Here is a 25,583-nt window from a genome sequence, read left to right as displayed (position 1 = left end):
CTTATTAATTATGGAATCAAAACGTCAACAAAAGTTTGCAGGAGTTATCCAGAAGGATTTGGCTGAAATATTTCAGCGTGAGGGAGCGAATCTACTTCCTAATATCATGGTTACAATAACTAAGGTTAGGGTAACATCAGATCTGGCAATTGCACGCGTTTATTTGAGCTTTTTTAACAGCACTAATAATAGCCTTGCGCTCAATACAATTAAAGCCCACGCAGGTGAGATCCGTTATAAACTTGGGAGCCGGATAAAAGATCAGGCAAGGATAGTTCCTCAGCTCGAATTTTTTGTTGATGATACAAGCGAATACGTTGAGCGGATGGACAAGATCTTCGATAAGATAAGTAAAGAACCACGTCAGCCGGAGCAGGAAGATTAGAAGATGAGGACGATTCGTGAGCCTGTCAATTTTTATACGCATGTTATTCCGGCAATTTTAGCGATTCCCGGAACTTTCTTATTATTAATGCGGGCAAATTCACAGGCAGAAGACACAGCTGCCTGGATTTATGGTATTTGTACTTTCGTCCTTTTCGGGATTAGTTCTACCTATCATAGCTACCCTGTAACTGAAAAAGAAATTCGTTTTTGGCAAAAGTTCGATCATTGCTGCATCTATCTGATGATTGCGGGTTCCTATACGCCAACTGCTTTGTTAGTTTTTGACGGTTACATCCGCTGGACGCTCTTCGCAATGATATGGACCATTGCTCTTGCCGGATGCCTTTTAAAGATATTTAACCGATTAAAAAACACTATACTTTCTCTAACCATTTATATTGCTATGGGTGCGCTAATAGTACCTCTTCTCAGTGAGATGTCTGCGAAACTATCTTTCCTGGCTATCGGTTGGATGTTGCTCGGCGGTTTATTCTATGTCGGGGGGACATTCTTTTATTATAAGGACAAGCCGATGGGAAAGCTGCTGCATAGCCACGAGATCTGGCATCTTTTTGTAGTTGCCGGTGCACTTTCACATTACGTTTATAATTATTTCTATCTGTTCGCATGAGTGCCGAACAATCAATCGCGCTAAAGCGATATTTTAAGGAGCATCCTGAAGATATTTCGGCCGTGGTTCCTTTCGATAAAGGATCTGATGAACTACATCCTCTCAATTTTACGGCTTCTAACACGGAGCTGGATCCAGCTATTTTGGAAGATACCGAAGCCTTTTCAGACTGGGTTCGCCTGGAGCTCGCGTCAGAAAATTGCCGGTATGGAATCGGGGGTTATAATGAACACCGAACCATATATTCCCGAAGTGCCCTGTTTGATATGGATGAGGAGCCCAGGCGTCTTCATTTGGGCGTAGATATCTGGGGCCCGAAAGGTACACCGGTGTTCTCGCCATTGAGCGGAAAGATACATAGCTTTAGATTTAACAATAATTTTGGCGATTATGGTGCAACCCTTATTCTTGAGCACCAGGCTGAGAACTTAATATTTCACACACTCTATGGTCACCTGAAACTGTCGAGTATTGACGGTTTAGTAAAAGATTTGCCAGTTAAAAAAGGGCAAATGATCGCTGAGTTTGGCGATATTATCGATAATGGCCATTGGCCTCCCCATCTTCATTTCCAACTAATATTCGATATGGGAAACTTTGAAGGAGACTATCCAGGAGTTTGCCGATATTCTGAAAGAGAACTATTTCTAAGCAATTGCCCTGATCCTGAACTAATTTTAAAGCATACCTTCAGATATTAGTTCCGTTTATTTTTCGTTAAATTACAATATGTACCTGAACTTAATACTCGGTTTCCTTGTAAGTCTTTCCCTTCTTTTTGCTCCTTCAAAAAGATTAGTTTCGGTAGCATATGAACAACCGGCTTTCAAAGGCGGGCAGAAGAGTCTCATCAGCTTTATCGATAATCATTTAATTTATCCTGCATTCTCGAAGGATAATTGCCTTCAGGGAACTATCCAGGTTAGCTTTAAACTTAATAAACAAGGAAAAATTTTCGACTCTAAGGTTCAGAAAGGTTTTGGTGTGGATCTGGACGTGGAGGCTCTGCGGATAATACGCCTAACTTCAGGGAAATGGATAATGCCGGTCAATCATGACACAACAATATCTCTTGTTCTTCCGGTAAATTTCACGCTTCGTGATTTTAAGTGCGAGCAGCGTTCCAGGGATGAGATCAACTCGGCGATCAATGCGTATCATGCGAGGCTGGGATTAAACAATGCTATTTATAACTTCTATGATAAAAAAGCAGAGGGCTCTTATAATCAGGTTGAGGAGGCTAGGGTAATTGCCCTCAAAGCTCAGCTAGGATACGATAATAAATTTATCGACCGGCTTTTAAAACAGGCCCAACGTAAATTGAAGCAAGGTGACAAAGAAGGAGCTTGTGAAGACGCCCAAACCATTCGCCGCCTGGGAAGCGTTATATCCGCAGCTCTGATAGAGCAGAATTGTAAATAAACAGAGAATGAACACTTCCTTTCGTAATTCAAGAGAGAGTAAGGTATTATTCCTGGTGAGCATAACGATTGCAATTTTTCGGCTTCTGGGCAGTGTCTTGAACGTCTATTATTTTGCCTTTACCGGCGCTGTTTTTGAACTTTTGAATCTCCCTAGTCTTGCGCTTCTTTTTTGTTTGCCTTTATATTCCCTTTATGTATTTTGGAAAGAACGCTTCAATCCGAGATCTTTAGCACTGTATTCTGCTTTGGTATCGATGGCAACTATCGTCTTGCTAATAGCGCTGGGATAAACAAAAAAGGTTTCGAAAAATGTACTACCAATTGTCCGATACTGAAATCTGGTTTCCAAAACCCGAACTGGCAGAAGACGATGGATTGCTTGCTGTAGGAGGAGACCTTACCCCGGAAAGATTAATGCTGGCTTATTCACATGGAATTTTCCCATGGTATTCAGACGACAGCCCAATTCTTTGGTATTCTCCTCATGAGCGTTTTGTTTTGTTCCCGGAAAGGCTTAAAGTTTCTTCATCAATGAGCAGAGTGATCAACAGCGACCAATTTAAAATCACTTTTGATACTGCTTTTGACAAGGTGATTGAGGCTTGTGCCAGCATACGGCGTCAGGGAGAAAAGGGAACCTGGATAACTTCGGAAATGAAAACAGCTTATATTAATTTGCACAAGCTAGGCTTGGCACATTCGGTTGAGGTTTGGGAAAATGATGTTCTGATCGGAGGCTTATATGGTGTAGTTGTAAATAGTGTTTTTTGCGGAGAGAGTATGTTTAGCAACGTTAGCAACGCTTCTAAAGCTGCATTGATCTGGCTGTGTCGGAATAAGGAGTATTTAATGATAGACTGTCAGGTGCACACAAAGCATCTCGAAAGCATGGGTGCCGAATTAATCAGCAGACAGGAGTATCTGACATATCTGAAGAAAATTTATAAATTACCTCAAAAGAAATATTAGGTGCAGTTACCTTATTACATCGATCTTTTAGGAACACTCGTGTTTGCTGTTTCCGGTGCGCTGGCGGCATCAGACAAAAACATGTATAAGGATATTTTCGGGGTAACGTTTACGAGTTTTGTAACGGCGGTCGGCGGTGGTACGCTCCGGGACATGATCCTGGGAGTGCGGCCTACCTGGGTTGTGGATGGTAATTATCTGATAGCCATTACTATTGGAGTATTATTTGCGATGACATTCAAATATTATATAATCAAGTATCGGCGGACATTTTTTCTGTTCGATACAATAGGAATTGCTCTGTACACTGTGGTTGGTGTTCAGAAATCACTTGAACATGGAGTTTCTCCCTTGGCAGCGATAATCATGGGAATGTTTTCGGCGGTAATGGGTGGTGTGATACGGGATACCCTGATAAATGAAATCCCTCTTATTTTTAAGAAGGAGATCTATGCAACTGCCTGCTTATCGGGAGCAGCCATCTTTGTTGGTCTAAAGCTTCTGGAAGTCGATGATAACATTAATTCCTTTGTCAGCGTCTTCATTATTATCCTCATCAGGGTCATATCTGTTAAATACCAGCTGACTCTGCCTAAATCCCGGTAAGTCAGTTGTCAGTTGCCGGGCTGGGCGTCTAGGCCAACAACTAACAACGGCCAACCAAAACCTCTAACTCAGAATATCTGCGATGTCCTTAGCTGTCAATGATTTCACAAAACTCTCTTCAGTGGTAATGAGAGATTCAGCGACCTTTCGCTTTCTGTTCTGCAGGGCAAGGATCTTTTCTTCAACAGTATCTTTGGTGATGAATTTATAGATAAAGACATTTTTATCCTGTCCGATGCGGTGAGTTCTGTCTATAGCCTGCTGTTCAACTGCTGGATTCCACCATGGATCCAGAATGAAGACATAATCAGCTTCAGTTAAATTTAATCCGACACCACCGGCTTTTATTGAGATCAGAAAAAGCTTTATATCCTTGTTCGCCTGAAACTCCTTAACAACCTCGCCGCGTTTTGATGTAGCACCGTCAAGGTATGCGAACGGAATATGCTGGTCGTTAAAATATCTTCTGTAAATATCCAGCTGTTTTACGAATTGAGAGAACACCAGAATTTTGTGGCCACGGGAGAGGACACTTTCAAGGGTGTGTATCACGTTTTCAAATTTTCCGGAATCGCCTTCATACCCTTCATCGATCATCCGTGGATGATTAGCTATCTGCCTAAGCTTGGTCAGTCCTTGCAATACCTGGATCTGAGATCGTTTGAAAGAACTGTCCTCGAGGTTAGCAAGCAAAGCATTCCTGTATTCAGATTTGATCTTTTCGTAATATTCTTTTTGATCCTCACTCATCTGGCAATAGAAAAGGTTCTCTGTTTTAGCCGGAAGTTCCGTTGCCACCTGCGCTTTGGTACGCCTCAGGACAAAAGGTTTGATCAATGCCTGTAATTTCGCTGCTTTTTCTTCGTCCTTTTTCTTTTCAATCGGAACGACAAAATCAGTATAGAAAAAGTGCTGGTTTCCGAGTAAGCCGGGATTTATGAATGACATCTGTGTCCACAGATCATTTACTGTATTCTCAACCGGTGTTCCGCTCAGGATAAGCTTATGCTTTGACTTGAGGGTCTTCACCGCTTTGAATGATTTTGAAGCCGGGTTTTTTATATTTTGGCTTTCATCCAAAATTATATAGTTGAAGTACAGTGTTTTTAAAAGCTCAATGTCAACCCGCGTTATTCCATAAGTTGTGATCACTACATCGTAATTTGAAAACAACTCAACTTCTTTATTACGGAAGCTTCCCGTATGGGGATGTATTTTCAGCTTAGGCGCGAACTTCTTGGCTTCATTTAGCCAGTTATAAACAAGAGAAGTAGGCATAATGATAAGCGAGGTTGTATGTATCCCCTCTTCCTGATTCTCCTCCTTGATCTTTTGAAGTAATGCAAGTGTTTGAACAGTTTTACCTAAACCCATATCATCGGCAAGGCACCCTCCAAAATTGTACTTGCGTAAGAAATGAAACCAATTATAACCAGCTTTTTGATAAGGACGCAGAACTCCATTAAATGCTTTGGGAATGTCAGAATCTTCAATTTCTTCGAAATCTGAAAGTTTCTGGAGCTTCCTGTCCATGCTGACATTTGCCAGTTCACTGTTGGCAAAATCATTCACCAGCCCAATATGGTGTTTCTTTAGTTTGAGGTTTTTCGTCCCTTCGGTAAATTGAAGGAGATTGCTGTATTGAGCGAACCAGTGTTCGGGAATAACCGCAATTTCTCCAGACGGCAGTTTGAACTCCCGAATCTTATTTATAATGTGATTCTTAAGATCGATGAATGGAATTTGATAAGGGCCAAAATGTACCACGGCATGGATATCAAACCAATCGTTATTCTCCCGTATCTCAAGGTCAATTTTACTTTTGCCTATTACAAAGCGTTTTTCACCATCCGTCTGCTCGAAAGTAAATCCTTTCGTTTCAAGCTCGTCGTGATGCTCGTTTAGCCAGTTGATCACGCTGAATGGTGAATCTTCTTCGGGGCTTGTCGGGTCCGTTGTGAATACACTGAAGAACAAAGATCCGGTTGACTTAAGCCCGAGTTCCTGGAGTATGTTAAGCTTGTTTTTTTCCCAGCTAAGGGAACGCTTAATACGATGGAAAATATAATCATTATCTTTCTTTTCGGTCCTTACCGATATTCTCCGGTCGCTTCCCGCCGGAAAGATATAATCCCCATACCTAAAATATAACTGGAGCTGTGGCTTTTCACTGTCTACATATAATAATTTCAGGACCGGAGTGGCGTCAAATTTTTCTGTACGTATCTCAAAACCCTCTGCATATACAGCATGTTTTTCGATAAGAGGTGCTACAAACTTTTCGAAGTACGTTTTCTCAGATGTTTTGGGAATGGAAATAAATCGCTTATTTAAAAAAGGCTGCAGTTTTTTACCTTCTACTTCCTCTTCAAAATAATATAGTACGTCGTCAAGCAGAAGCCAGGCCGGCTGATTGCAAATTATCTGCGCATCCTTGAACATGAATTCAATGCGCAGCCCCTGGAATTTAATCGTTGGGAAATATCGTGTTTCAGTCATTCCCCTTCTGAAATGGAATAACACGGAGGCAGGCTCTGCCGCAATAGTTATTTGGCGTTCTACCGGCCAGCCTTCTTTACTCATCAAATAAAGCTCTTTGTCGGCGAGGAGTTTAAAAGCCTCGACCAACCTTTTTTCGATCTTCGGCCTTAGGGTTTCGTAAAGTTTTTCGTTAAAGATCGTACTGAAGTATTCCAGCGGCCGGATAGCTTTTTTATGATAGCGTTTAATAATGTGCCCCTGTTCAGTCTCTTCCAGCAGCTTGATTAGCTTATGGTCAGTTTCGTCGAGCTGAGAATCAAATTCGCTTGCGGTAGTGCTGAAGATTCGTTGATACGTTAAAGAGAAGCCCCCATCTGAATTTAATTGTACAATATGCGGCTCAATCAGAAATCCGAGGAAATCATGCTTGCATATAGAGTACACAATTTTACAGGGTTTGCTGCTGTCAACTCTTAACATAGGTATTCAGACAAATTTTAAGCAAGTTGAGCATTAAAAAATTCTAAATTTAAGTAGAATTTTAGCCGTTTTCAAGTTAATAGATGAGAAATTTGACCTTTAGTAAAAAAATAACACAATGTTACAGGAATATGACGCAAAATGTCGTGTGGAGGCCAATTTGCTGAGTAGTTTGGGAGACAATCAGAATTTTTATTATAGTTTAATAGCCCCTTCAAACACAAAAGTTGCCGGTCCCTCAAGAAAAACCTCTGTAAAGCTTTTTCCATCATAATTAAATCTCACTTTTAAATCTCCTCCAAGAACACGCAAAGAAGTGGCGATATCGCCTGTTTGGCTTTTAGTCTTTGCCATTGCCATAGCGACTGCGGTAACACCCGTTCCACAGGCATAGGTTTCATTCTCTACACCTCTTTCGTACGTTCTTACGAAATAATGGGTGCCCATATCTTCGACAAAATTTACATTGATCCCTGCGTCTACATATCGATCGCTATAACGGATCCCTTGTCCTTCTTTAAATACATCTTTATTTTGAAGGTCGTTTGTTAGCAGAACATAATGAGGTGATCCGGTATTTAAAACCATAGCCTCATTATCTATATCGACCGTTGTCACGTCGATCATTTTCAAGCTGACCCAACCTCCTTTTTCTGAAATTTTGGCATAGTGAAGCCCGTCGACTGCCAGAAAGTTAGTTTCGCCATTTATTAAACGCAAGTACTCGGCAAATGCTACTATGCAGCGTCCGCCATTCCCACACATTGTTCCTTCATTGCCGTTAGCGTTGAAGTAAAGCATCTCAAAATCATAACCGTCTTTTAGTTGGAGTGCCATCAGACCGTCAGCGCCAATACCAAAATGCCGGTCACACATTTTTTTTATCGCTTCCGGGTTTAAACTGGAGTTGAATTCTCCTTTTCTGTTATCCAGAACGATAAAATCGTTGCCGGCACCTTCATATTTATAAAACCTTAAATTCATTTTTTCAGGATCAACAGCCGATAATTTTCTTAGAATAAAATATGTCACTAAACATTTCTTAAATTTCGGAATTATAATTTAAAGCCAACATCGGCGAGATGTAAAAATCACTGTAACAATAGGATGTATTTAACATATTTTAACATATTTTCGATACATCAAATGTATGATCTACGTTTATGTGGTACTAATTTTGAACAGCTCTTACAGATATAAAAGAAAATAATAATTTTAAATATGAAGAAGATAGGTGTTACATTTTTGGCAGCTTGCCTTGGCGGGGCAGTTGCTGTCGGCTCTTACAAGCTGATCGAAAACAAGTATCAGGACGGAATGTCGTTTGAAGAAAAGCAAAAGGTTCATTTTACAAATAACCCTATGCCGGCTGTTAACTCGTCGACAGGAGATCTGGATTTTACACAAGCTGCGGCTGCGGTTACGCCAGCGGTAGTGCACATCAAAACAACTTATAATAATCCGGGCACAAGCGGAGGTCGTGATCAGATGCAGGATATGTTTGAAGATTTCTTTGGTGGAGGTGGCCGCCGTTCACGTGGCCCGGCAATGGGTTCGGGCTCGGGTGTAATTATCTCTACTGATGGGTATATCGTTACCAATAATCACGTAGTTGATAAAGCAGATAAGATAGATGTTATCCTACCAGATAAGCGTTCATTAGTTGCCAAGGTTATTGGCCGGGATGCTAATACTGACCTGGCGTTGATTAAGATCGAAGGTTCAGGTTATCCTATTGTAAAGCTGGGCAACTCGGATGATGTTCGCATAGGCGAATGGGTTCTGGCCGTGGGTTATCCATTTGCGTTAAACACAACTGTCACGGCCGGGATCGTAAGTGCTAAAGGAAGACAGATTGGAATCCTTGATAATGCAGAGCCTGCGGAAAATGGAGAGCCTCAGGCACGGACTGCAATCGAATCGTTCATTCAGACAGATGCGGCAATTAATCGTGGTAACAGTGGTGGAGCGCTTGTAAATACAAGAGGCGAGCTAATTGGAGTTAATGCTGCAATAGCGTCTCAGAGCGGCAACTATGAAGGTTACGGATTTGCTATCCCTATTAACCTGGCTAAAAAGGTATTGGATGATTTCAAATCATTCGGTTCCGTGCGAAGAGGGTTTATAGGCGTTAATTTTACCGGTCTGGATGCTGAGCAGGCTAAACGCTTTGGTGTTAATGAAATCAATGGACTTTATGTAAACGGTGTTGTGCCCGGTGGTGGTGCTGCTCAGGCTGGATTGAAAGAAGGCGACATCATAATTAAAGTAGAAGGTAAACAAATTTACGACCCTTCGGATCTTCAGGAACGGATCGGTCGTCTGGGGCCTGGTGACAAGGTCAACTTAACTTATCTGAGAGATGGTAAGGAATATGGCAAGACTGTTACATTGAAAGGTGAGGACTCAATTAAAAGTAATGACACCAGAACCGCAAGCGTTGTTACCAAGAATCTGGGTGCAAGCTTTGCTCCGGTAAGCGATGTCCTTAAGAAGAAATACAACATAGGATCGGGTGTTATAGTTACAAGTGTTCAGCAGGGAGGTTATTTTGACCAGATCGAAGTTGCGCAGGGTACTGTTATCACAACAGTTAACGGGCAGTCGGTGAACAAAACACAAGATATCGAAACTGCGATAACTTCCAGCAAGAATAACATGGTGACCATCAGTGGATTTACCCCCGACGGTGGCTCAATGAAATATCAATTTCCAATAAGAAGATAAGGTTTCAGCATTGCGCTAATCTTAAATATGAAAGCCTTCCCAATCTTTGGGGAGGCTTTCGTATTTTTGTATGAATGATCTCCGAGCCTCTTTCTTTCAATTTTTTGAATCAGACCCTTCTTCTTTTGCCCGAGAAAGCAATTTTCTGGGATGAAGAAAAAACGTTGATCATAGCAGATATCCATCTGGGTAAGGTAGGGCATTTCAGGAAAGCAGGAATTGGAATTCCCAAACAAATGGAGCAGGATGATCTTGCCCTTATTTCGGACCTTATCCATGAGCATAAACCCGTAAAAATCATCTTTCTGGGAGATCTTTTCCACAGTGATATGAATAATGACTGGGGTTGGCTGGTCTTGTGGCGTTCCATGTTCAAAAAGATCGACATGGTACTGGTGCTCGGCAATCATGATATACTCAATAACAAGTTCTACACGGATTTGAATTTCGAGCTCCACGATACATTGAACATTGGTCCCTTTTTGTTTTCTCATGAACCTTTAAAAGCTAAGGCTCTTCTCCAGGATGTCGCGTATGTGATATCCGGACATATTCATCCCGGGGTAACACTGAAAGGTGGCGCGAGGCAAATGTTAACCTTGCCTTGTTTCCACTTTGGAAGTAAACAGGCTATCATTCCCGCATTCGGAAGGTTTACTGGTAAAGTATGTGTGAAGAATGTTAGAGGCGACAAAGTATTTGCTGTTGTGAAAAATAAAGTTATCAGCTTTTAACCCTCAAAACACCTTTTCTCGTAAAAATTTAGATCGATTCTAAATAGATAGTATTTGCGCGTATACCTTTTGTTGCAGAGAATTTTTTACCATATAATGATAAATTTGCTCCTGAATAAATATTATAACACCAGGTAATGAGCAATTTCGCAAAAACGTTCTCATCCTCATTGGGAAAAAAACTGATAATGGCCGCTACAGGCTTATTTCTCTGCACTTTCCTGATCGTACATTTAGTTGGGAACCTTCAGTTATTTAAAGATGATGCAGGGCAGGCATTTAATGCTTACGCATACTTCATGACACATTTTGTTCCCATCAAAGTTGTATCTTATTTACTGTACGCGTCAATCATAATACACGCTGTTTATGCATTGGTAATCACAATGGGCAATAAAAAAGCACGCCTTATCGGATATGCGGTTCAGGCCGGCAATCAGAATAGCCCATGGACATCGCGCAATATGGGAATTTTGGGTACGGTGCTTCTCGTATTCATCGTAATTCACATGAGTAATTTTTGGTGGAAATATCATAACGCGGAATTACCCTATGCGAAATATGAAATCAGCCTCGACGATCCAAGTAATATTACAGTTTCAGAACTTCCATGGGATGCGAAAAGACTTGTTCATTCCGATTATGTTGACACTCAAGCTGGCAAACAGGTTATTGTTTCAAAGGATCTTTATAAAGTAGTTTCACATTCGTTTAAAACAGGCTGGTATGTGCTGCTGTATGTTATATCGATGGCTGCATTGTCATTCCATTTAATACATGGTTTTAGAAGCGCCTTTCAAACTGTTGGGTGGGATAATAAAAAATATGTGCCGATCATACGATTTTTGGGTGTCTGGATTTTTGGTGTACTGATCCCCGTGCTCTTTGCTGCAATGCCAGTTTATTTTTACTTTTTAAAATAAGAATTACATTCTCTGAGCAATCAGATTAAAATAAATTTCTGAGATGAAATTAGATGCTAAAATTCCTGAAGGGCCGTTGGCCCAAAAGTGGTCAAAACATAAATTTAACCTGAAACTGGTTAATCCGGCTAACAAGAGAAAGTATACTGTAATTGTAGTGGGTACTGGCTTAGCCGGAGCTTCGGCTGCGGCTTCTCTGGCGGAACTTGGCTATAACGTAAAAGCATTTTGTTTTCAGGACAGTCCGAGACGTGCGCACTCAATCGCTGCACAGGGAGGAATAAATGCTGCTAAAAATTATCAGAATGATGGTGATAGCGTTCACCGCTTATTCTACGATACAATTAAAGGAGGTGACTATCGTGCACGTGAAGGTAATGTATACAGGCTTGCCGAAGTCTCTGTAAATATAATTGATCAGTGTGTGGCTCAGGGTGTTCCATTTGCCCGGGAGTACGGTGGCTTGCTTGATAACCGGTCGTTTGGTGGATCACAGGTATCGCGTACGTTTTATGCTCGCGGTCAAACCGGACAACAATTATTGCTGGGAGCATATTCAGCTCTAAACCGTCAAATCAATCTTGGTAAAGTGAAGATGTACACCCGTCATGAAATGATGGATGTAGTTACTGTTGACGGTGAAGCTAAAGGTATCGTAACCCGTGATCTGATCAACGGAGCCATCGAAACACACGGAGGACACGCGGTGCTTTTATGTACAGGTGGATACGGCAACGTTTTCTACCTTTCAACCAATGCGATGGGCTGCAATGTGACAGCTGTATGGAAGGCACACAAGCGGGGTGCTTATTTTGCAAATCCATGTTTCACTCAAATCCACCCAACATGTATCCCTGTAACTGGTGACCATCAGTCGAAATTGACGCTGATGTCTGAGTCATTACGTAACGACGGACGCGTTTGGGCTCCTAAAACAGTTGAACTTGCGCAGAAGCTTCGTAAAGGAGAATTAAAGGTTACAGATCTCAAAGAAGAAGACAGGGATTACTTCCTGGAACGTAAATATCCTGCATTTGGGAACCTGGTTCCCCGCGATGTGGCATCTCGTAACGCAAAAGAGATGGTAGATGAAGGCAGAGGTGTGGGTGCATCTGGCATTGCTGTTTATCTTGATTTCGCTGAAGCAATAGGCCGCTTGGGAGAAGATACAGTTCGCGCAAAATATGGTAACCTTTTCGACATGTATCAGCAGATCACTGACGAAAATCCATATAAGCAACCAATGCGGATTTATCCTGCTGTTCACTATACTATGGGCGGTCTTTGGGTTGACTATAATTTACAAACAACGGTTAAAGGACTTTATTGCCTGGGTGAGGCCAACTTCTCTGACCATGGTGCCAACCGCTTAGGTGCTTCTGCTTTAATGCAGGGTTTAGCAGATGGATATTTTGTGATCCCTTATACCCTGGGAGATTATCTGGCTACTATCGGACCCAAAGGCGTTGACACCAGCCATCCTGCTTTTGAAGAAACCAAAAGAAATGTAGTTGAACGCATTAATAAGTTACTGTCCTTAAAAGGAACAAAAACTGCTAATGAATATCACCGTGAGCTTGGCCATATTATGTGGGAATATTGCGGTATGGCTCGTACGGAAGATGGCTTGATTAAGGCAAAGGGATTGATTAGGGCGCTGCGAGCTGATTTTTGGCAAAATGCACGGGTTTCCGGCATCAACGAAGAGTTCAACCAAAATCTCGAAAATGCAGGCCGTATTGCGGACTTCCTGGAACTTGGTGAATTAATGGTGGATGATGCGTTGGACCGGAATGAATCATGCGGAGGTCACTTCCGCCTGGAAAGCCAGACCGATGAGGGAGAGGCCTTGCGTGATGACGAAAATTACGCATACGCAGCTGCATGGGAATACAAAGGGGATAACCAGCCTGAAGAACTACATAAAGAAGAGCTGGTATTTGAAAATGTTAAATTATCACAGAGGAGCTATAAGTAGTAGTTAGTGATTAGTATTTAGTGATTAGACGATTCTCAATTACTAAATTCTATGATAAACTGAAACGGGACCTAACTACTAACAACCAACTACTAAATACTACACAAATGAGTGAAAATATGAATTTGACGTTAAAGGTTTGGCGTCAAAAAAATGCCGACACTAAGGGTAATTTCGTTACTTACAAAGCCGACCACGTATCTCCGGACATGTCATTCCTGGAAATGCTTGATGTGGTTAATGAAGATTTGGTAAAAAAGGGTGACGATCCCATCCATTTTGATCATGACTGCCGCGAAGGTATCTGCGGTTCATGCTCTTTACATATCAATGGAAGGCCTCATGGGCCTAAGCAGGGTATCGCAACGTGCCAGCTTCATATGCGCAGTTTCAAAAACAATGATACCGTCGTGATAGAGCCCTGGCGCGCGGAGGCATTTCCCGTGATAAAGGATCTTGCAACTGACAGGTCGGCATTTGACCGGATCCAAGTTGCCGGAGGTTTTGTTTCTGTTAACACTGGAGGTGTGCCGGATGCAAATGTTATCCCAATCCCTAAAGTTATAGCTGATGAAGCATTTAATTCTGCTACATGTATAGGCTGTGGTGCCTGCGTTGCGGCATGTAAAAATGCGTCTGCCATGTTATTCGTTTCAGCAAAAGTTTCTCAAATGGCTTTATTGCCACAGGGTCAGCCGGAGCGTTACCGCAGGGTGCAGGCAATGGTCGCTCAAATGGACGAAGAAGGCTTCGGAAATTGCACCAATACTGGAGCTTGTGAGGCAGAATGTCCTAAGGAAATCTCCATCACTAACATCGCCCGGATGAACAGGGATTATTTTACTGCAAAGTTATTTAAGGAAGAAGAAGTATAGAAGACTCATAACTGATCGAAATTAATTAAACTATCCCCAATTATTGAAAGTCCTGCGAAAGCGGAACTTTTTTATGCACCATAGTTTTTGACTATCCTTATTACGGTTTTTACGGAATCTTCTGCATTGTCAATTTTACCGCAAAATTGGCAGGTATGTTGCTATATAGAGTCAAAAAAAATATGCGCTTAAGCTTCCACGGTGCCGCCCGAAATGTTACCGGCAGTAAACACCTGATTACTTTAGATAATGGAACTCAAATCTTGCTGGACTGCGGTATGTTTCAGGGTATGGGCGAAGAAACCGATGAACTCAATGAGTATTTTGGATTCGACCCGGCGAAAGTTAATTACTTTATACTGAGCCATGCGCACATCGACCATAGCGGTCTTATTCCACGTTTAGTTTCTCAAGGTTTTACCGGTCAAATATTTTGTACTCCTCCCACAATGGAGCTTACCAGGATATTGCTGATGGATTCAGCGAAAATTCAGGAACAAGATGCTGAGTATAGCAACAAGAATCGGTTGCGTAAAGGCGAGAAACTAATAAAGCCGCTTTATAGTGAAGAGGATGCCATTCGTGCAATCCGTCAGTTTGAGATTGTAGAGTATAATACTGATCATCCAATTACTGAAGGCATAACGGTTAGCTTCACGGATGCGGGACATATAATAGGCAGCGCTGCAGTACACGTCAGCATTCAGGAAAATGGAAAGGCTACACGAATCTCTTTCAGTGGCGATGTGGGCCGCTATGATGATCTCATTCTTAAAGCCCCGCAGCGTTTCCCGCAAGCTGATTATATCTTACTTGAGTCCACTTACGGAGATACCTTACACAAAGATGCCGTGGCTGCCGAAGGCCTTTTGAGAGATATTATTATCCAAACGTGCGGTATTCGAAAGGGGAAGGTTATTATTCCCGCATTTAGTGTCGGCCGAACTCAGGAATTGCTTTACTTGTTAAACGGAATGGAAGAAAAAGGTATTCTACCGGACGTAAAGTATTATGTGGATAGTCCGCTGTCGGCAAAAGCGACGAACGTGGTAAAGAATAATTCAGACGAACTGAATCGAGATGTACATGAGGTTATGAAGACGGACGATGACCCGTTTCATTTTAAAAATTTGACGTTTATTCAGGATTCTGTTCAATCGAAAGCATTAAATACAAACCCGGAACCATGTGTGATTATATCGGCCTCAGGTATGGCTGAAGCAGGAAGAGTTAAACATCATGTCAGAAACAACGTAGGCAACGAGAAAAATACTATTTTGATGGTTGGTTACTGTGAGCCTGCTTCCCTTGCTGGTAGGCTACTTAACGGAAATAAAACCGTACATATCTTTGGGGAAGAGTACGAAGTTCGGGCTGACATACAATCAATACGATCAATGAGCGCTCACGGAGATTACGAAGACTTACTGAATTTTGTATCTTGTCAGGATCCTGCTAAGGTTAAACAGATATTTCTTGTTCACGGGGAATATGACGTTCAACAATCTTTTAGGAGCAGATTAATTGACAAAGGGTTTAAAAACGTCGATATACCGGATCGTCACGAGCATATAGATCTAAATAACTAGATTCGATGATGTAAATGCTGGATCATGTTTTTTAAGTTTAACTGTTTTACCATCAGCTTTTTAAATATGAGATATTTACTTTATACTCTATTTCTCTTCTCTTCAATATATTCTTTTGCTCAGCCTGCAATCGTTAGACAGGATCAGCAGATCAAAAAAATGGTTGACGAAGTATCCGAAAAGAACATCGAAGCGAATGTCAGGAAGCTGGTAAGTTTCCAAACACGTAATAGCCTTAGTGATACCACCAGTGGTACAACAGGTATTGGCGCAGCGAGGAACTGGATAAGATCGGAAATGGGGAGATATTCCACCGAATCGGGGGGCCGGTTAAAGGCAGAATTTGATGTCTTCACTCAGCCCGCTGACGGCCGGAGGGTCCCGGTTCCAACCATTATGAAGAATGTGCTGGGAATTCTGCCAGGAACAGATCCATTAGACGATAGAGTTTTCATAGTTTCAGGCCATTACGATTCACGGGCAAGCGATGTAAACGATCCAAAAATATTCGCGCCTGGAGCAAACGATGATGCCTCTGGAACTTCCGCTGTTATGGAACTGGCGAGGGTAATGAGCAAGTACAAATTTAATTGTACTATAATTTTTGTCGCTATGGTTGCTGAAGAGCAAGGGTTGTACGGCGCGGTCAATCTTGCGAAAAGAGCTAAAGATTCGAAATGGAACGTTGCGGGAATGATCACTAATGATATTGTGGGTAATACCTATGGAATGGAAACCGGTTTGAAGGATAATAATAGCGTGAGGATTTTTAGCGAAGGGGTATCAGTTGTGGAGACCCCGGCAGAAGCCGCTGTACGTACAAGCACGGGATCTGAGAACGATGGAAAGGCAAGGCAGTTCGCCAGATATCTAAAAGAAGTCGGTGAACGATATGTGGATCAGCTTGATGTTAAACTAATCTACCGTCGTGACCGGTATCTTCGCGGAGGTGATCACACACCTTTCTCACAAGCAGGATTTCCTGGCATCCGGGTTACAGAGATGAACGAAAATTTTGAACGTCAACATCAGACTGTACGGAAGGAAAATGGCGTAGATTATGGGGATCTTCCTGAATTTGTGGACTATGCATATACACAAAAGGTAGCGAGAATGAATCTTGCATCCCTTGCTAACCTGGCTTTGTCGCCACGCGAGCCGGAGAACGTCGGTGTAGTTACCAGCCAGCTAACCAATAAAACCGTTCTTAAATGGGAAAAGCCAAAAGGCGAATCTCCTGCTGGATATTATGTTGTTATGAGGGAAACCAGCAGTCCGGTTTGGGAAAAGAAATTTTTTGTCACTGATACAACGGCAGATCTTAACTACTCCAAGGATAATTACTTCTTTGGCGTGCAGTCTGTGGACGCTGAAGGACACGAAAGCCTGGTTATTACTCCGAAAGCCGTGCGATAGCTATTTCATATTTCTTTTGTTTATCACGAAATAGCCGAGAATAAACATAACCACGGCTACTGCTAAGCTCACATAGATCTCTTTACCCATCAGGTCAAAAATTCGCTGTTGATCTTTGCGCCCCATGATCTGTCCCATAATACTCTGCAATGCCAGCATTGGATTTGCAAACGGGATGGTATACGCGTATTTCCAGCCAAGATTGGCTGTTATAATTCCGAAAACGGTAAAAAGGAAGCCAATTCCCATTGGTTTTAAAAAGTCTGCCCATAGAAGGCTGAGCACGAATTGTATGGATAAAATACCCATGGATGCAAGGAACAGCTTCAAGTGCATTTTAAATAAAAGTCCGGAAATATCGTATTGATTGAACTTAAACTCCGGAACAAAAAAGTTCAGTAAATACCCAGAGGCTAGTATGAAAGTGGCGAACAAGCCTATGCAGAGCGCATTTAGGAAAACCGCATAAAGATATTTTGCTGAGTAAATACTCCATTTAGGTATAGGAAGGGAAAATAAGCTCTTCCACATCTCAGCTCTGTGTTCAATGTTATTTATGGAGAACGTCTGGAATATTACTAACATCGGGATCAAAAGGCTGCCCATTACTCCAATGAAAGCACCAGCAAATCTAAACCATTGGGTTTCTGCCGGGAATGGTATTAGTTTAGCTGAATTCGAGTAAAATCCGAATGAGATAAGACAGCATAAAACTAAAGGGAATAAGATAGCTGACCAGAATGCGAGCGTCTTGCGGGTTTTATAAAACTCAGACTGTAACGAAAGTAAAAATCCCTGCATCTTATGATTGGGTTATAGATAAAAATAGATCTTCCAAATTCTGTCTGCTTTGTCCGATGCTGTACACCTTATGTTTGTTGCCCACAAGTAAAGCATTCACGTCGGCAACTTCTGAAAGAGTGGTATATGGAATACGGATCGAGTCAGTAATAATTTCAGCGAAATATCCGCTTCTCACTAACAAATTCGCACTCTCAGCAAGATTATCGGTAACAATAACAATCTGGGTTTTACTTACGTCATGAAGTTCTTCAAGCGTACCCTGAAACAGCAATTTTCCCCGATTAATTATACCAACATGTGTTATCATTTTTTCCACTTCGGAAAGTAGATGGCTGGATATGAAAACAGTTTTTCCCTGCTCCTTAACAAGTTTTTGAAGAAGGTGACGAACCTCGATTATCCCGTTTGGATCCAGGCCGTTAGTTGGCTCATCAAGAATAAGAAGTGGTGGATCCGGTAAAAGTGCCAGACCGATGCCAAGCCGCTGTTTCATACCCAGGGAGTATTTGCTCGCTTTTTTCCCAGCACTTTCGGTAAGATCGACCAGGCTAAGAATTTCTTCAACCCTCTTTGCAGGTACCTCGACCAATCGTGCACGATTGATCAGATTTTCGCGACCTGAAAGGTGGCCATATATGGCTGGCTGTTCGATCAGTGAACCAATTTTTGATAAAATGCTCACCCGGTTTTTATTTAATTCCTCTCCAAATAAAAACACATTCTTTTCCGCCGAATGCAGTAGGTTGAGAAGGATCTTTATGGTGGTTGTTTTCCCAGCACCGTTAGGGCCGAGAAAGCCATAAATGCTGCCGGGACTTACTTTTAAGGATATTTGATCTAAAACCTTTTGTTCACCAAAAAGATAAGAGAGATCCCTTGTTTCAATTACAAGATCAGCCGGCATATTATTTTAAAGCTGTCTGGATAAAGCTTTTAAGAGCTGGAACCTGCAGGCTAATACTGGCTCTTTGTTTTTCGGCTGGTATTTCATTATTGACATTCATCGCCAGTAGTCCTATAAGTAAAAACAAAGGAACCAATAGCATAATAAATGGTGATGCGATATTAGTAAGTTTTTTCATTATTGCTTAGTTTGTGTCTGATTTAGTGAAACAAAGAAATACTTAATAAAATTGATTGGAAAAAGTATTAGACCAAGGAGCCTTTTATGCAGACGAACGGGAATATTGAGGTCTCCAGCAGCAGAGGGCGTAATTAAAGGCGTTGGCAGATTGATTTTGCCCGTTCGTCGAAACAACGCCCATTTTAAAGTCGTTACTGGTACTTTTAAATATGAATAGTTTCCGGCAGATACTGCTTCATATTTTTGTTTGGGTGTCTCTTCTATTGATGTTTATGTTTATGCATACGAATGGAGGAAACATCACTCGCACTACTATAATAATTTTCGTTTATTTCGGTATTGTTAATATTTCAATATTCTATATCAATTACCTTTTTATACTCCCCACTTTTCTGGATCGTAAAAAATATTTGTGGTGCGGCCTGGCAATACTGTTTGTTGTTATCTTCTTTGCTTTTATTAAATGTGGCCTGGCATATTATTTCTACGATATTATCATAACGAGGGTAAGCGGAAAGCGGAAATGGGTACTTAATTTCTGGGAATACTTCCTTAGCGCGACGTTGGTCAGCTGTTTCTTCATATTCCTAAGCACCATTCTGAAGTTTATCATAGACTGGTTCCGTAATGAAAAAATAAAGAGCAACCTGGAAAATGAGAAATTGATTTCCGAGCTGGCTTTTTTGAAATCACAAATTAACCCCCATTTTCTTTTCAACTCTTTAAATAATATCTATTCCCTCGCCTATCAGAAATCCGATAAAACGCCAGAGGCAGTTTTGAAACTTTCTGAAATTATGAGGTACATGCTTTATGAGAGTAACGAAAACCTGGTGAAGTTGGATGACGAGATCCGATACGTTGAAAATTACATCGAACTTCAAAGATTGAGATTTAAAGACACAGTTTATATCAAGTTTGAAATTGATGGTGATACGCATGATAAAAAAATCACACCACTTGTCCTAATATCATTTGTCGAAAACGCCTTTAAACACGGTATTGCCACCGATAAGGATAATCCTCTCACAATAGTTTTAAATGTTACTTCCAATAAACTTTTTTTCCAGGTCATCAATAAGAAAAGCAATTTAAACAAGGACGAAACAGGTGGTATTGGCTTGCAAAATGTGAAAAGGCGCCTCGATCTTCTTTACAAAGGAGAGTATCGTCTTCATATTGAGGATAACGAAGCGGTGTATAATTGTGAATTATATTTAGATTTATAAAATGATACGCTGCCTTGTTGTTGATGATGAGCCTCTTGCGCTTGATATCCTTGAAGATTATATAAGTAAAGTACCCTTTTTAACTCTTGTTAAAACTACAACGAGCGCTATCGAAGGTTTGTCGCTTGTTCAGAGTGATGCTATAGATCTTGTATTCCTTGATGTGCAGATGCCTGAATTAACGGGTATTCAATTCTTAAAGATCATAAACGGAAAATGTGATGTGATCCTAACAACGGCTTATTCACAGTATGCGTTAGATGGGTATGAACTTGATGTAGTAGACTATTTGTTAAAACCTATTGCGTTTGATCGGTTTTATAAGGCTGCTCAGAAGGTGCTTCAAAATCACGGTAACGGAAATGCCGCGCCGCCCGAACAGGCGCCGGCATCAAGCAGCCATGATTTCATTTTTGTTAAGACAGAACACAAGATTCAAAAGATCTATCTGGATGATATACTATATATAGAAGGACTCAAAGACTATATTTCAATCTTCACCAAAACGGAACGGATCATTACGCTTCAAAACATGAAAAAGATGGAGGAGTCCTTACCAGCGAAATCTTTTATTCGGGTACACAAATCTTACATAATTGCAGTCGGAAAGATAGAAAGCATCGAGCGAAGCCGAATTCAGATTGGGGATAAGATAATTCCGATTGGGGATACCTATCGTGAATATTTCTTCAAACAGATTGAGGATAAGAATATTGGTTGAGAAACAGAACCACGAACCAGGATCAAAGAACCAAGACTTCCATTTAACAATGTAATCTGACTTAAATTAAACCCGCCTCGACATTAGCTTTCCGCTTTCAGCTTTTGCCCAATAGCGCCTTCAACCCTTAACACCATTTCTTCAAGCGGCCCGCCTGTGTTTTCAAGCGGTTCAAGAACAGTCCAGCTCATTTTTTCTCCGAAGCTTAATGGAAAGGCTCCATACTGGACGAATTTCCAGGAGCCCTTTATCGCAACCGGAACAATCAATGCATCCGGGCATCTTTTTAACAGAGTTGCAACACCGCCCACCGCGAATGGTTTTAGCTTACCATCGCGGGAGCGGGTACCCTCCGGGAAAATAACCGCCGACCAATTTTGGTGTTTCATCCGTTCACCCAATTTCAGGATCTCTGCGATAGCCTGTTTGCTATCCTTACGATCGATATTTGCTCCGCCACCATATTTCAGATTAAAAGATATGCTTGGAATGCCGCGTGTCAGCTCGATCTTTGAGATGAATTTAGCGTGGTATTTACGAAGAAACCAGATCAGAGGGGGTATATCATACATGCTCTGGTGATTAGATATAAAGATGATTGGCCTGTTAAGGGGTAAATCAAACTTATTGGTAAATCTGATCCGGCTGCCAAGAATAAAATATGTTCCCACCAGAAAAAGATTCATCAAATCAACAGATTTTTTATGCGCTTCCGATCCCCCAAGTTTAAGCGAAATCCATTGTACCGGATGGAACAGGCAGAGAACCAAGCCAAAAAAAAAATAATGTATCGGAGTGAAAAGGTAGCCCAGGAGCTTTCTCATATCCAGCAAAAGTATAAGCTTATTTATTAAGGAACAATATTTAGTAACTTCACTTTTAGTAAACCCGCAACACTCATTGAGTCAGTGATTTCGCCGTTAACTACCATATCTAAAGCGTCATTAAAAGGCAGCTTTCTTATAGTAAGTTGTTCGGTTTCTTCGGGGCTTGACTGACCGAAAGTCAAATCGCGGGCAAGGTAGATAATAGCTAACTCATCGCTAACAGAATTGCAGAGATGCATCCGCTGAATTTCGGTCCACGAGGTAGCTGTTATGCCAGTTTCTTCAAATAGTTCTCTTTGGGCTGATACAAGCGGGTCAGTTTGCAGCGAACCTCCTCCCTCCGGTATTTCCCAACTATATTGGTCAAGTGGGTAACGGTATTGGCCGACAAGCCATGTATTGTAATCATCATCCAACACAACTACGCCCACGGCCAGATTTTTGAAATGCACTTTTCCATAGATACCTTCACCGCCCCCGGGATTGATCACCTGATGCTCAGAAAGGCTGATCCACGGGTTGTCGTAGATCATTTTTTCCGAGAGAGTTACCCATGGATTCGTATTCAGATTAGACATCGCGTAATATTAAACAAAAAAGCCTTCTTTAGATATGAAAGAAGGCTTTTTTGTTTAATAGCTAAAATGTTAGCTGATCTTGAAAGCTTCTTTTACTGTACTTACAAAATCCAGTTTCTCCCATGTAAATAGTTCTACTTCAACAGTTTTTTTCTCACCGTTAGATCCTGTGAAGCTTTTCGTTACTGTCTCATTCTTACGGCCCATATGTCCGTAAGCAGCAGTCTCAGAATATATGGGGTTACGTAATTTTAAGCGAGTTTCAATGCCGTACGGAGTCATATCAAATATTGAAGATATCTTTTGAGCGATCTCTCCATCGTTGAAACTAACTTTCGCCGTTCCATACGTATCAACAAAAATTCCCATTGGATCTTTAACACCGATTGCATAAGACACTTGGACCAGTATTTCATCACAAACACCTGCGGCTACAAGGTTTTTAGCAATATGGCGGGTAGCATATGCAGCGGAACGGTCCACTTTTGAAGGATCTTTTCCTGAAAAGGCACCGCCACCATGAGCGCCTTTACCGCCGTAAGTATCAACAATGATCTTCCGGCCTGTTAATCCGGTATCTCCGTGAGGTCCACCGATAACAAATTTACCGGTTGGGTTAATATGGTATTTAATAGCGTCAGTAAATAATGACTGAAGCTCTGTTTTTAATTGAGCCTTAACCCTTGGAATCAGAATAGAAATGATATCCTCCTGGATTTTCTTCTGCATAGCTGATTCGCTATCAAAATCATCGTGCTGAGTTGATACAACTATTGCATCGATACGGATTGGCTTGTGATCATCGCTATATTCGATCGTTACCTGTGATTTAGCATCAGGACGAAGATATTTTATAGAAGTATTTTCACGGCGAAGAGCAGCAAGTTCGGTTAAGATCTTGTGAGCTAAATCAAGTGCCAAAGGCATGTAGTTGTCTGTTTCGCTCGTTGCGTAACCAAACATCATTCCCTGATCTCCAGCTCCCTGGTCCTGCTTTTGTACTCTGTCAACTCCTTGATTGATGTCTGCAGACTGCTCATGAATGGCCGAAATTACTCCGCAAGAGTCAGCTTCAAACATGTACTCAGATTTTATGTATCCAATTTTACGAACTACATCACGTGCAATTTTTTGAACGTCTAAATACGTTTGTGATTTTACTTCACCCGCAAGAACAACAAGGCCTGTTGTAACAAGCGTCTCGCAAGCTACCTTCGAATCCGGATCCCAGGCGAGGAAATTATCAATTAAAGCATCAGATATCTGATCTGCAACCTTGTCAGGATGTCCTTCTGAAACAGATTCTGAGGTAAATAAATAAGGCATAAAAATTTTGTTTGTTAAAAATCGTTAATATTTGATCCCGAAGAAAGAAGAATTGATCGCAGAGGGGTAAAAATCAGAGTATGTTTTAGCACTTTTTTTTACGTGGTTGCAATCAACGCAAATCGATCCACTTTTTTTGCACTGCAAAAGTATGATAATTTTTAAGTTCTGAAAAAAATTAACGGTATTTTCGCAGTTAATAGCAAATACTATTGAAGAAAAATATTATATTTCTTATTAACCCAATTTCCGGAGGGAAAAGCAAATTAAATTTTGCTGCCATGGCAGCAAAATTTCTAGATGGAAGCATATTCGATGCTAAATATGTTTTCACAGATGGGCCGGGGCATGCTCGCGAAATGGCTATTGAATTGGTTAAGGGAAATGCGGATATCCTCGTTGCAGTCGGCGGCGATGGCACTATAAATGAGGTCGCGTCTGGTATACAGGGATCCGGAAAAGTCATGGGAATTATACCCCATGGGTCCGGAAACGGACTGGCTCGCTCGCTGGGAATTTCATTGAATGATAGGTTTGCAGTGGAAACATTGAATAAGCTGAATGTTAATCAGATAGACACCGGCATTTTTAACGGGAAAAACTTCTTTAATATGGCGGGGATTGGTTTTGACGCGCACATAAGCGCTATTTTTGCCAACAATGTTACAAGAGGTTTAAGCGGATATGTAAAAACTGCCATTAATGAAATATCAAATTATCAATGTCAACATTATACTTTGGAAATAGATGGGAAACGCATAGCACGCGATGCATTTATGATAAGTATTGCTAACTCTTCCCAGTTTGGTAATAATGCGCATATATCTCCTTTCGCGTCTCTAAAGGACGGTCTTCTCGACGTGGTTATTACTAAACCATTTCCATTATATCAGTTTCCGGTATTGGGATTCCAAATGTTCAGCCGGAGCACGCACAGATCTAAATATGTTGAGATAATAAAAGGGAAAGACATACGGATTATAAGAGAAGGTTTAGGCGCTATTCATCTGGATGGTGAACCGTATGAGATGGCTTCCGAGTTGCAAATAAATATAAACCCCTTATCATTATCTGTGTTAGTTTAATTACACATGTCAAAAAAAAGCAAAGGATTATCCGGTGTAGTTTATTCAACAAATCCGGATTTTGAGTACCAGGAAGAGTCCAATGGGACAAATGACACTCCGCTGCCGCGGGAGCAGGATCTTCGTGTTCAGCTCGATAGGAAACAAAGAGGCGGTAAAGCTGTTACCCTTGTCACGGGCTTTCGGGGTACTGACGAAGACCTGGCTTTACTTGGAAAAAAACTTAAACAAAAGTGTGGCGTAGGGGGCTCAGCAAAAGACGGAGAAATTCTGATTCAGGGCGACTTTAGAGACAAGATCATGCTCTTGCTCCAAACAGAAGGATATAGAGTGAAAAAGGCCGGAGGTTAAAAAGGCACTATCCCTGTTATTTTTTTGATCGTTGATGATGACTTAGGCTCTGAAAAAAGTCTAAAATGATCATAATTTAAGTATCAAAGTTTAAGCATATAAATAAATTATCTAAAAATCAGGCACTTATATGTGAAGGCGTGAACGTAATCTTTGTATATTCGCTAAAATCAAACGGTAAATTTGCTTTTACAATAAAAAATAGTTTTCATTGTAAAATGATAGTCTAGCAAGGGCTATCTTCTTTTAGAACAGCAAATTCTTGCTTGATTCTGAGGAGGGGTCGAACAGGAACGAATAAATAGAATTAATAAATTCACAAATAATTTTTTATTAAGTCGAAAATTATATTTTTGTT

Annotated in this window: 25 protein-coding genes; 17 read left to right on the top strand and 8 right to left on the bottom strand. The window is 41.2% G+C overall.

What is annotated here, in order from left to right:
* The first annotated feature begins 10 nt into the window (after positions 1–10).
* From rbfA to WKF69_RS00100, 6 genes are all read left to right on the top strand, one after another.
* Positions 11–385 carry a 30S ribosome-binding factor RbfA gene (rbfA, locus tag WKF69_RS00125; protein ID WP_340378492.1) on the top strand — a complete coding sequence of 125 codons (375 nt, stop codon included), beginning with the start codon at positions 11–13 and terminating at the stop codon, positions 383–385.
* Between the two features lie 3 nt (positions 386–388).
* Complete coding sequence (locus WKF69_RS00120) at positions 389–1,018, top strand: hemolysin III family protein (protein ID WP_340378491.1); 630 nt, start codon at positions 389–391, stop codon at positions 1,016–1,018.
* A complete protein-coding gene (locus WKF69_RS00115) occupies positions 1,015–1,719 on the top strand; it encodes a peptidoglycan DD-metalloendopeptidase family protein (protein WP_340378490.1) in 705 nt (234 codons plus the stop codon). The genes WKF69_RS00120 and WKF69_RS00115 overlap by 4 nt, the downstream gene beginning before the upstream one ends.
* 28 nt (positions 1,720–1,747) lie before the next feature.
* On the top strand, positions 1,748–2,440 hold the full coding sequence (locus tag WKF69_RS00110) for a TonB family protein (RefSeq protein WP_340378489.1): 693 nt from the start codon (positions 1,748–1,750) through the stop codon (positions 2,438–2,440).
* Between the two features lie 311 nt (positions 2,441–2,751).
* Complete coding sequence (aat, locus tag WKF69_RS00105; protein WP_340378488.1) at positions 2,752–3,411, top strand: leucyl/phenylalanyl-tRNA--protein transferase; 660 nt, start codon at positions 2,752–2,754, stop codon at positions 3,409–3,411.
* Positions 3,412–4,017 (top strand): trimeric intracellular cation channel family protein, encoded by a 606-nt coding sequence (locus WKF69_RS00100; protein WP_340378487.1) that lies wholly within the window; start codon positions 3,412–3,414, stop codon positions 4,015–4,017.
* 63 nt (positions 4,018–4,080) lie between these two features.
* Here WKF69_RS00100 and WKF69_RS00095 read toward each other — a convergent pair whose 3' ends face one another.
* Complete coding sequence (locus tag WKF69_RS00095) at positions 4,081–6,978, bottom strand: SNF2-related protein (RefSeq protein WP_340378486.1); 2,898 nt, start codon at positions 6,976–6,978, stop codon at positions 4,081–4,083.
* A 195-nt stretch (positions 6,979–7,173) separates the two neighbouring features.
* Complete coding sequence (gene dapF, locus WKF69_RS00090) at positions 7,174–7,962, bottom strand: diaminopimelate epimerase (RefSeq protein ID WP_340378485.1); 789 nt, start codon at positions 7,960–7,962, stop codon at positions 7,174–7,176.
* Between the two features lie 237 nt (positions 7,963–8,199).
* Here dapF and WKF69_RS00085 point away from each other — a divergent pair, with 237 nt between their 5' ends.
* The 7 genes from WKF69_RS00085 to WKF69_RS00055 all read left to right on the top strand — a co-directional run bounded on the left by WKF69_RS00085 (position 8,200) and on the right by WKF69_RS00055 (position 17,220).
* Positions 8,200–9,705 (top strand): Do family serine endopeptidase, encoded by a 1,506-nt coding sequence (locus WKF69_RS00085; RefSeq protein ID WP_340378484.1) that lies wholly within the window; start codon positions 8,200–8,202, stop codon positions 9,703–9,705.
* Between the two features lie 104 nt (positions 9,706–9,809).
* Complete coding sequence (gene pdeM, locus WKF69_RS00080) at positions 9,810–10,439, top strand: ligase-associated DNA damage response endonuclease PdeM (protein ID WP_340378483.1); 630 nt, start codon at positions 9,810–9,812, stop codon at positions 10,437–10,439.
* Between the two features lie 137 nt (positions 10,440–10,576).
* Positions 10,577–11,362, top strand: coding sequence for a succinate dehydrogenase cytochrome b subunit (locus WKF69_RS00075; RefSeq protein ID WP_340378482.1), 786 nt, complete (start codon positions 10,577–10,579; stop codon positions 11,360–11,362).
* 43 nt (positions 11,363–11,405) lie between these two features.
* Positions 11,406–13,340 carry a fumarate reductase/succinate dehydrogenase flavoprotein subunit gene (locus WKF69_RS00070; RefSeq protein WP_340378481.1) on the top strand — a complete coding sequence of 645 codons (1,935 nt, stop codon included), beginning with the start codon at positions 11,406–11,408 and terminating at the stop codon, positions 13,338–13,340.
* Between the two features lie 107 nt (positions 13,341–13,447).
* Complete coding sequence (locus tag WKF69_RS00065; protein ID WP_340378480.1) at positions 13,448–14,215, top strand: succinate dehydrogenase/fumarate reductase iron-sulfur subunit; 768 nt, start codon at positions 13,448–13,450, stop codon at positions 14,213–14,215.
* Between the two features lie 155 nt (positions 14,216–14,370).
* Positions 14,371–15,804 (top strand): MBL fold metallo-hydrolase, encoded by a 1,434-nt coding sequence (locus WKF69_RS00060; protein ID WP_340378479.1) that lies wholly within the window; start codon positions 14,371–14,373, stop codon positions 15,802–15,804.
* A gap of 66 nt (positions 15,805–15,870) precedes the next feature.
* Positions 15,871–17,220, top strand: coding sequence for a M20/M25/M40 family metallo-hydrolase (locus tag WKF69_RS00055; RefSeq protein ID WP_340378478.1), 1,350 nt, complete (start codon positions 15,871–15,873; stop codon positions 17,218–17,220).
* On the opposite strand, the gene WKF69_RS00050 is transcribed toward WKF69_RS00055, so the two are convergent.
* Genes WKF69_RS00050 through WKF69_RS00040 form a run of 3 tightly spaced genes read right to left on the bottom strand, consistent with a single transcriptional unit; the run spans position 17,221 to position 19,106 of the window.
* Positions 17,221–18,021 (bottom strand): ABC transporter permease, encoded by an 801-nt coding sequence (locus tag WKF69_RS00050; RefSeq protein WP_340378477.1) that lies wholly within the window; start codon positions 18,019–18,021, stop codon positions 17,221–17,223.
* A gap of 1 nt (position 18,022) precedes the next feature.
* Positions 18,023–18,928, bottom strand: a complete 906-nt coding sequence (locus WKF69_RS00045; protein WP_340378476.1) for an ATP-binding cassette domain-containing protein — start codon at positions 18,926–18,928, stop codon at positions 18,023–18,025.
* A gap of 1 nt (position 18,929) precedes the next feature.
* Entirely contained in the window at positions 18,930–19,106 is a 177-nt protein-coding gene (locus WKF69_RS00040; protein ID WP_340378475.1) for a hypothetical protein, read from the bottom strand.
* A gap of 211 nt (positions 19,107–19,317) precedes the next feature.
* Here WKF69_RS00040 and WKF69_RS00035 point away from each other — a divergent pair, with 211 nt between their 5' ends.
* Both WKF69_RS00035 and WKF69_RS00030 read left to right on the top strand, forming a co-directional pair.
* Positions 19,318–20,337: a histidine kinase gene (locus WKF69_RS00035; RefSeq protein WP_340378474.1), complete on the top strand. Its 1,020-nt coding sequence runs from the start codon at positions 19,318–19,320 to the stop codon at positions 20,335–20,337.
* A 1-nt stretch (position 20,338) separates the two neighbouring features.
* The gene (locus WKF69_RS00030; protein WP_340378473.1) at positions 20,339–21,058 is read left to right on the top strand and encodes a LytTR family DNA-binding domain-containing protein; all 720 of its coding nucleotides are present in this window, start codon (positions 20,339–20,341) and stop codon (positions 21,056–21,058) included.
* A gap of 83 nt (positions 21,059–21,141) precedes the next feature.
* Here the strand turns inward: WKF69_RS00030 and WKF69_RS00025 are convergent, their stop codons facing one another.
* The 3 genes from WKF69_RS00025 to metK all read right to left on the bottom strand — a co-directional run bounded on the left by WKF69_RS00025 (position 21,142) and on the right by metK (position 23,789).
* Positions 21,142–21,882: a lysophospholipid acyltransferase family protein gene (locus tag WKF69_RS00025; RefSeq protein WP_340378472.1), complete on the bottom strand. Its 741-nt coding sequence runs from the start codon at positions 21,880–21,882 to the stop codon at positions 21,142–21,144.
* Between the two features lie 26 nt (positions 21,883–21,908).
* Positions 21,909–22,463, bottom strand: a complete 555-nt coding sequence (locus WKF69_RS00020; RefSeq protein ID WP_340378471.1) for an NUDIX hydrolase — start codon at positions 22,461–22,463, stop codon at positions 21,909–21,911.
* A 69-nt stretch (positions 22,464–22,532) separates the two neighbouring features.
* Positions 22,533–23,789 (bottom strand): methionine adenosyltransferase, encoded by a 1,257-nt coding sequence (gene metK / locus WKF69_RS00015; protein WP_340378470.1) that lies wholly within the window; start codon positions 23,787–23,789, stop codon positions 22,533–22,535.
* A 212-nt stretch (positions 23,790–24,001) separates the two neighbouring features.
* On the opposite strand from metK, the gene WKF69_RS00010 reads away from it, so the two are divergent.
* Positions 24,002–24,874: a diacylglycerol kinase family protein gene (locus WKF69_RS00010; protein ID WP_340378469.1), complete on the top strand. Its 873-nt coding sequence runs from the start codon at positions 24,002–24,004 to the stop codon at positions 24,872–24,874.
* Between the two features lie 6 nt (positions 24,875–24,880).
* A complete protein-coding gene (locus WKF69_RS00005) occupies positions 24,881–25,225 on the top strand; it encodes a translation initiation factor (protein ID WP_340378468.1) in 345 nt (114 codons plus the stop codon).
* Positions 25,226–25,583: the final 358 nt, after the last annotated feature.

Origin of the sequence: Daejeonella sp. (assembly GCF_037719425.1) — a bacterium.
In the GTDB taxonomy this organism is placed as follows: domain Bacteria; phylum Bacteroidota; class Bacteroidia; order Sphingobacteriales; family Sphingobacteriaceae; genus Daejeonella.
This window is presented reverse-complemented; position numbering and strand designations above follow the sequence as displayed.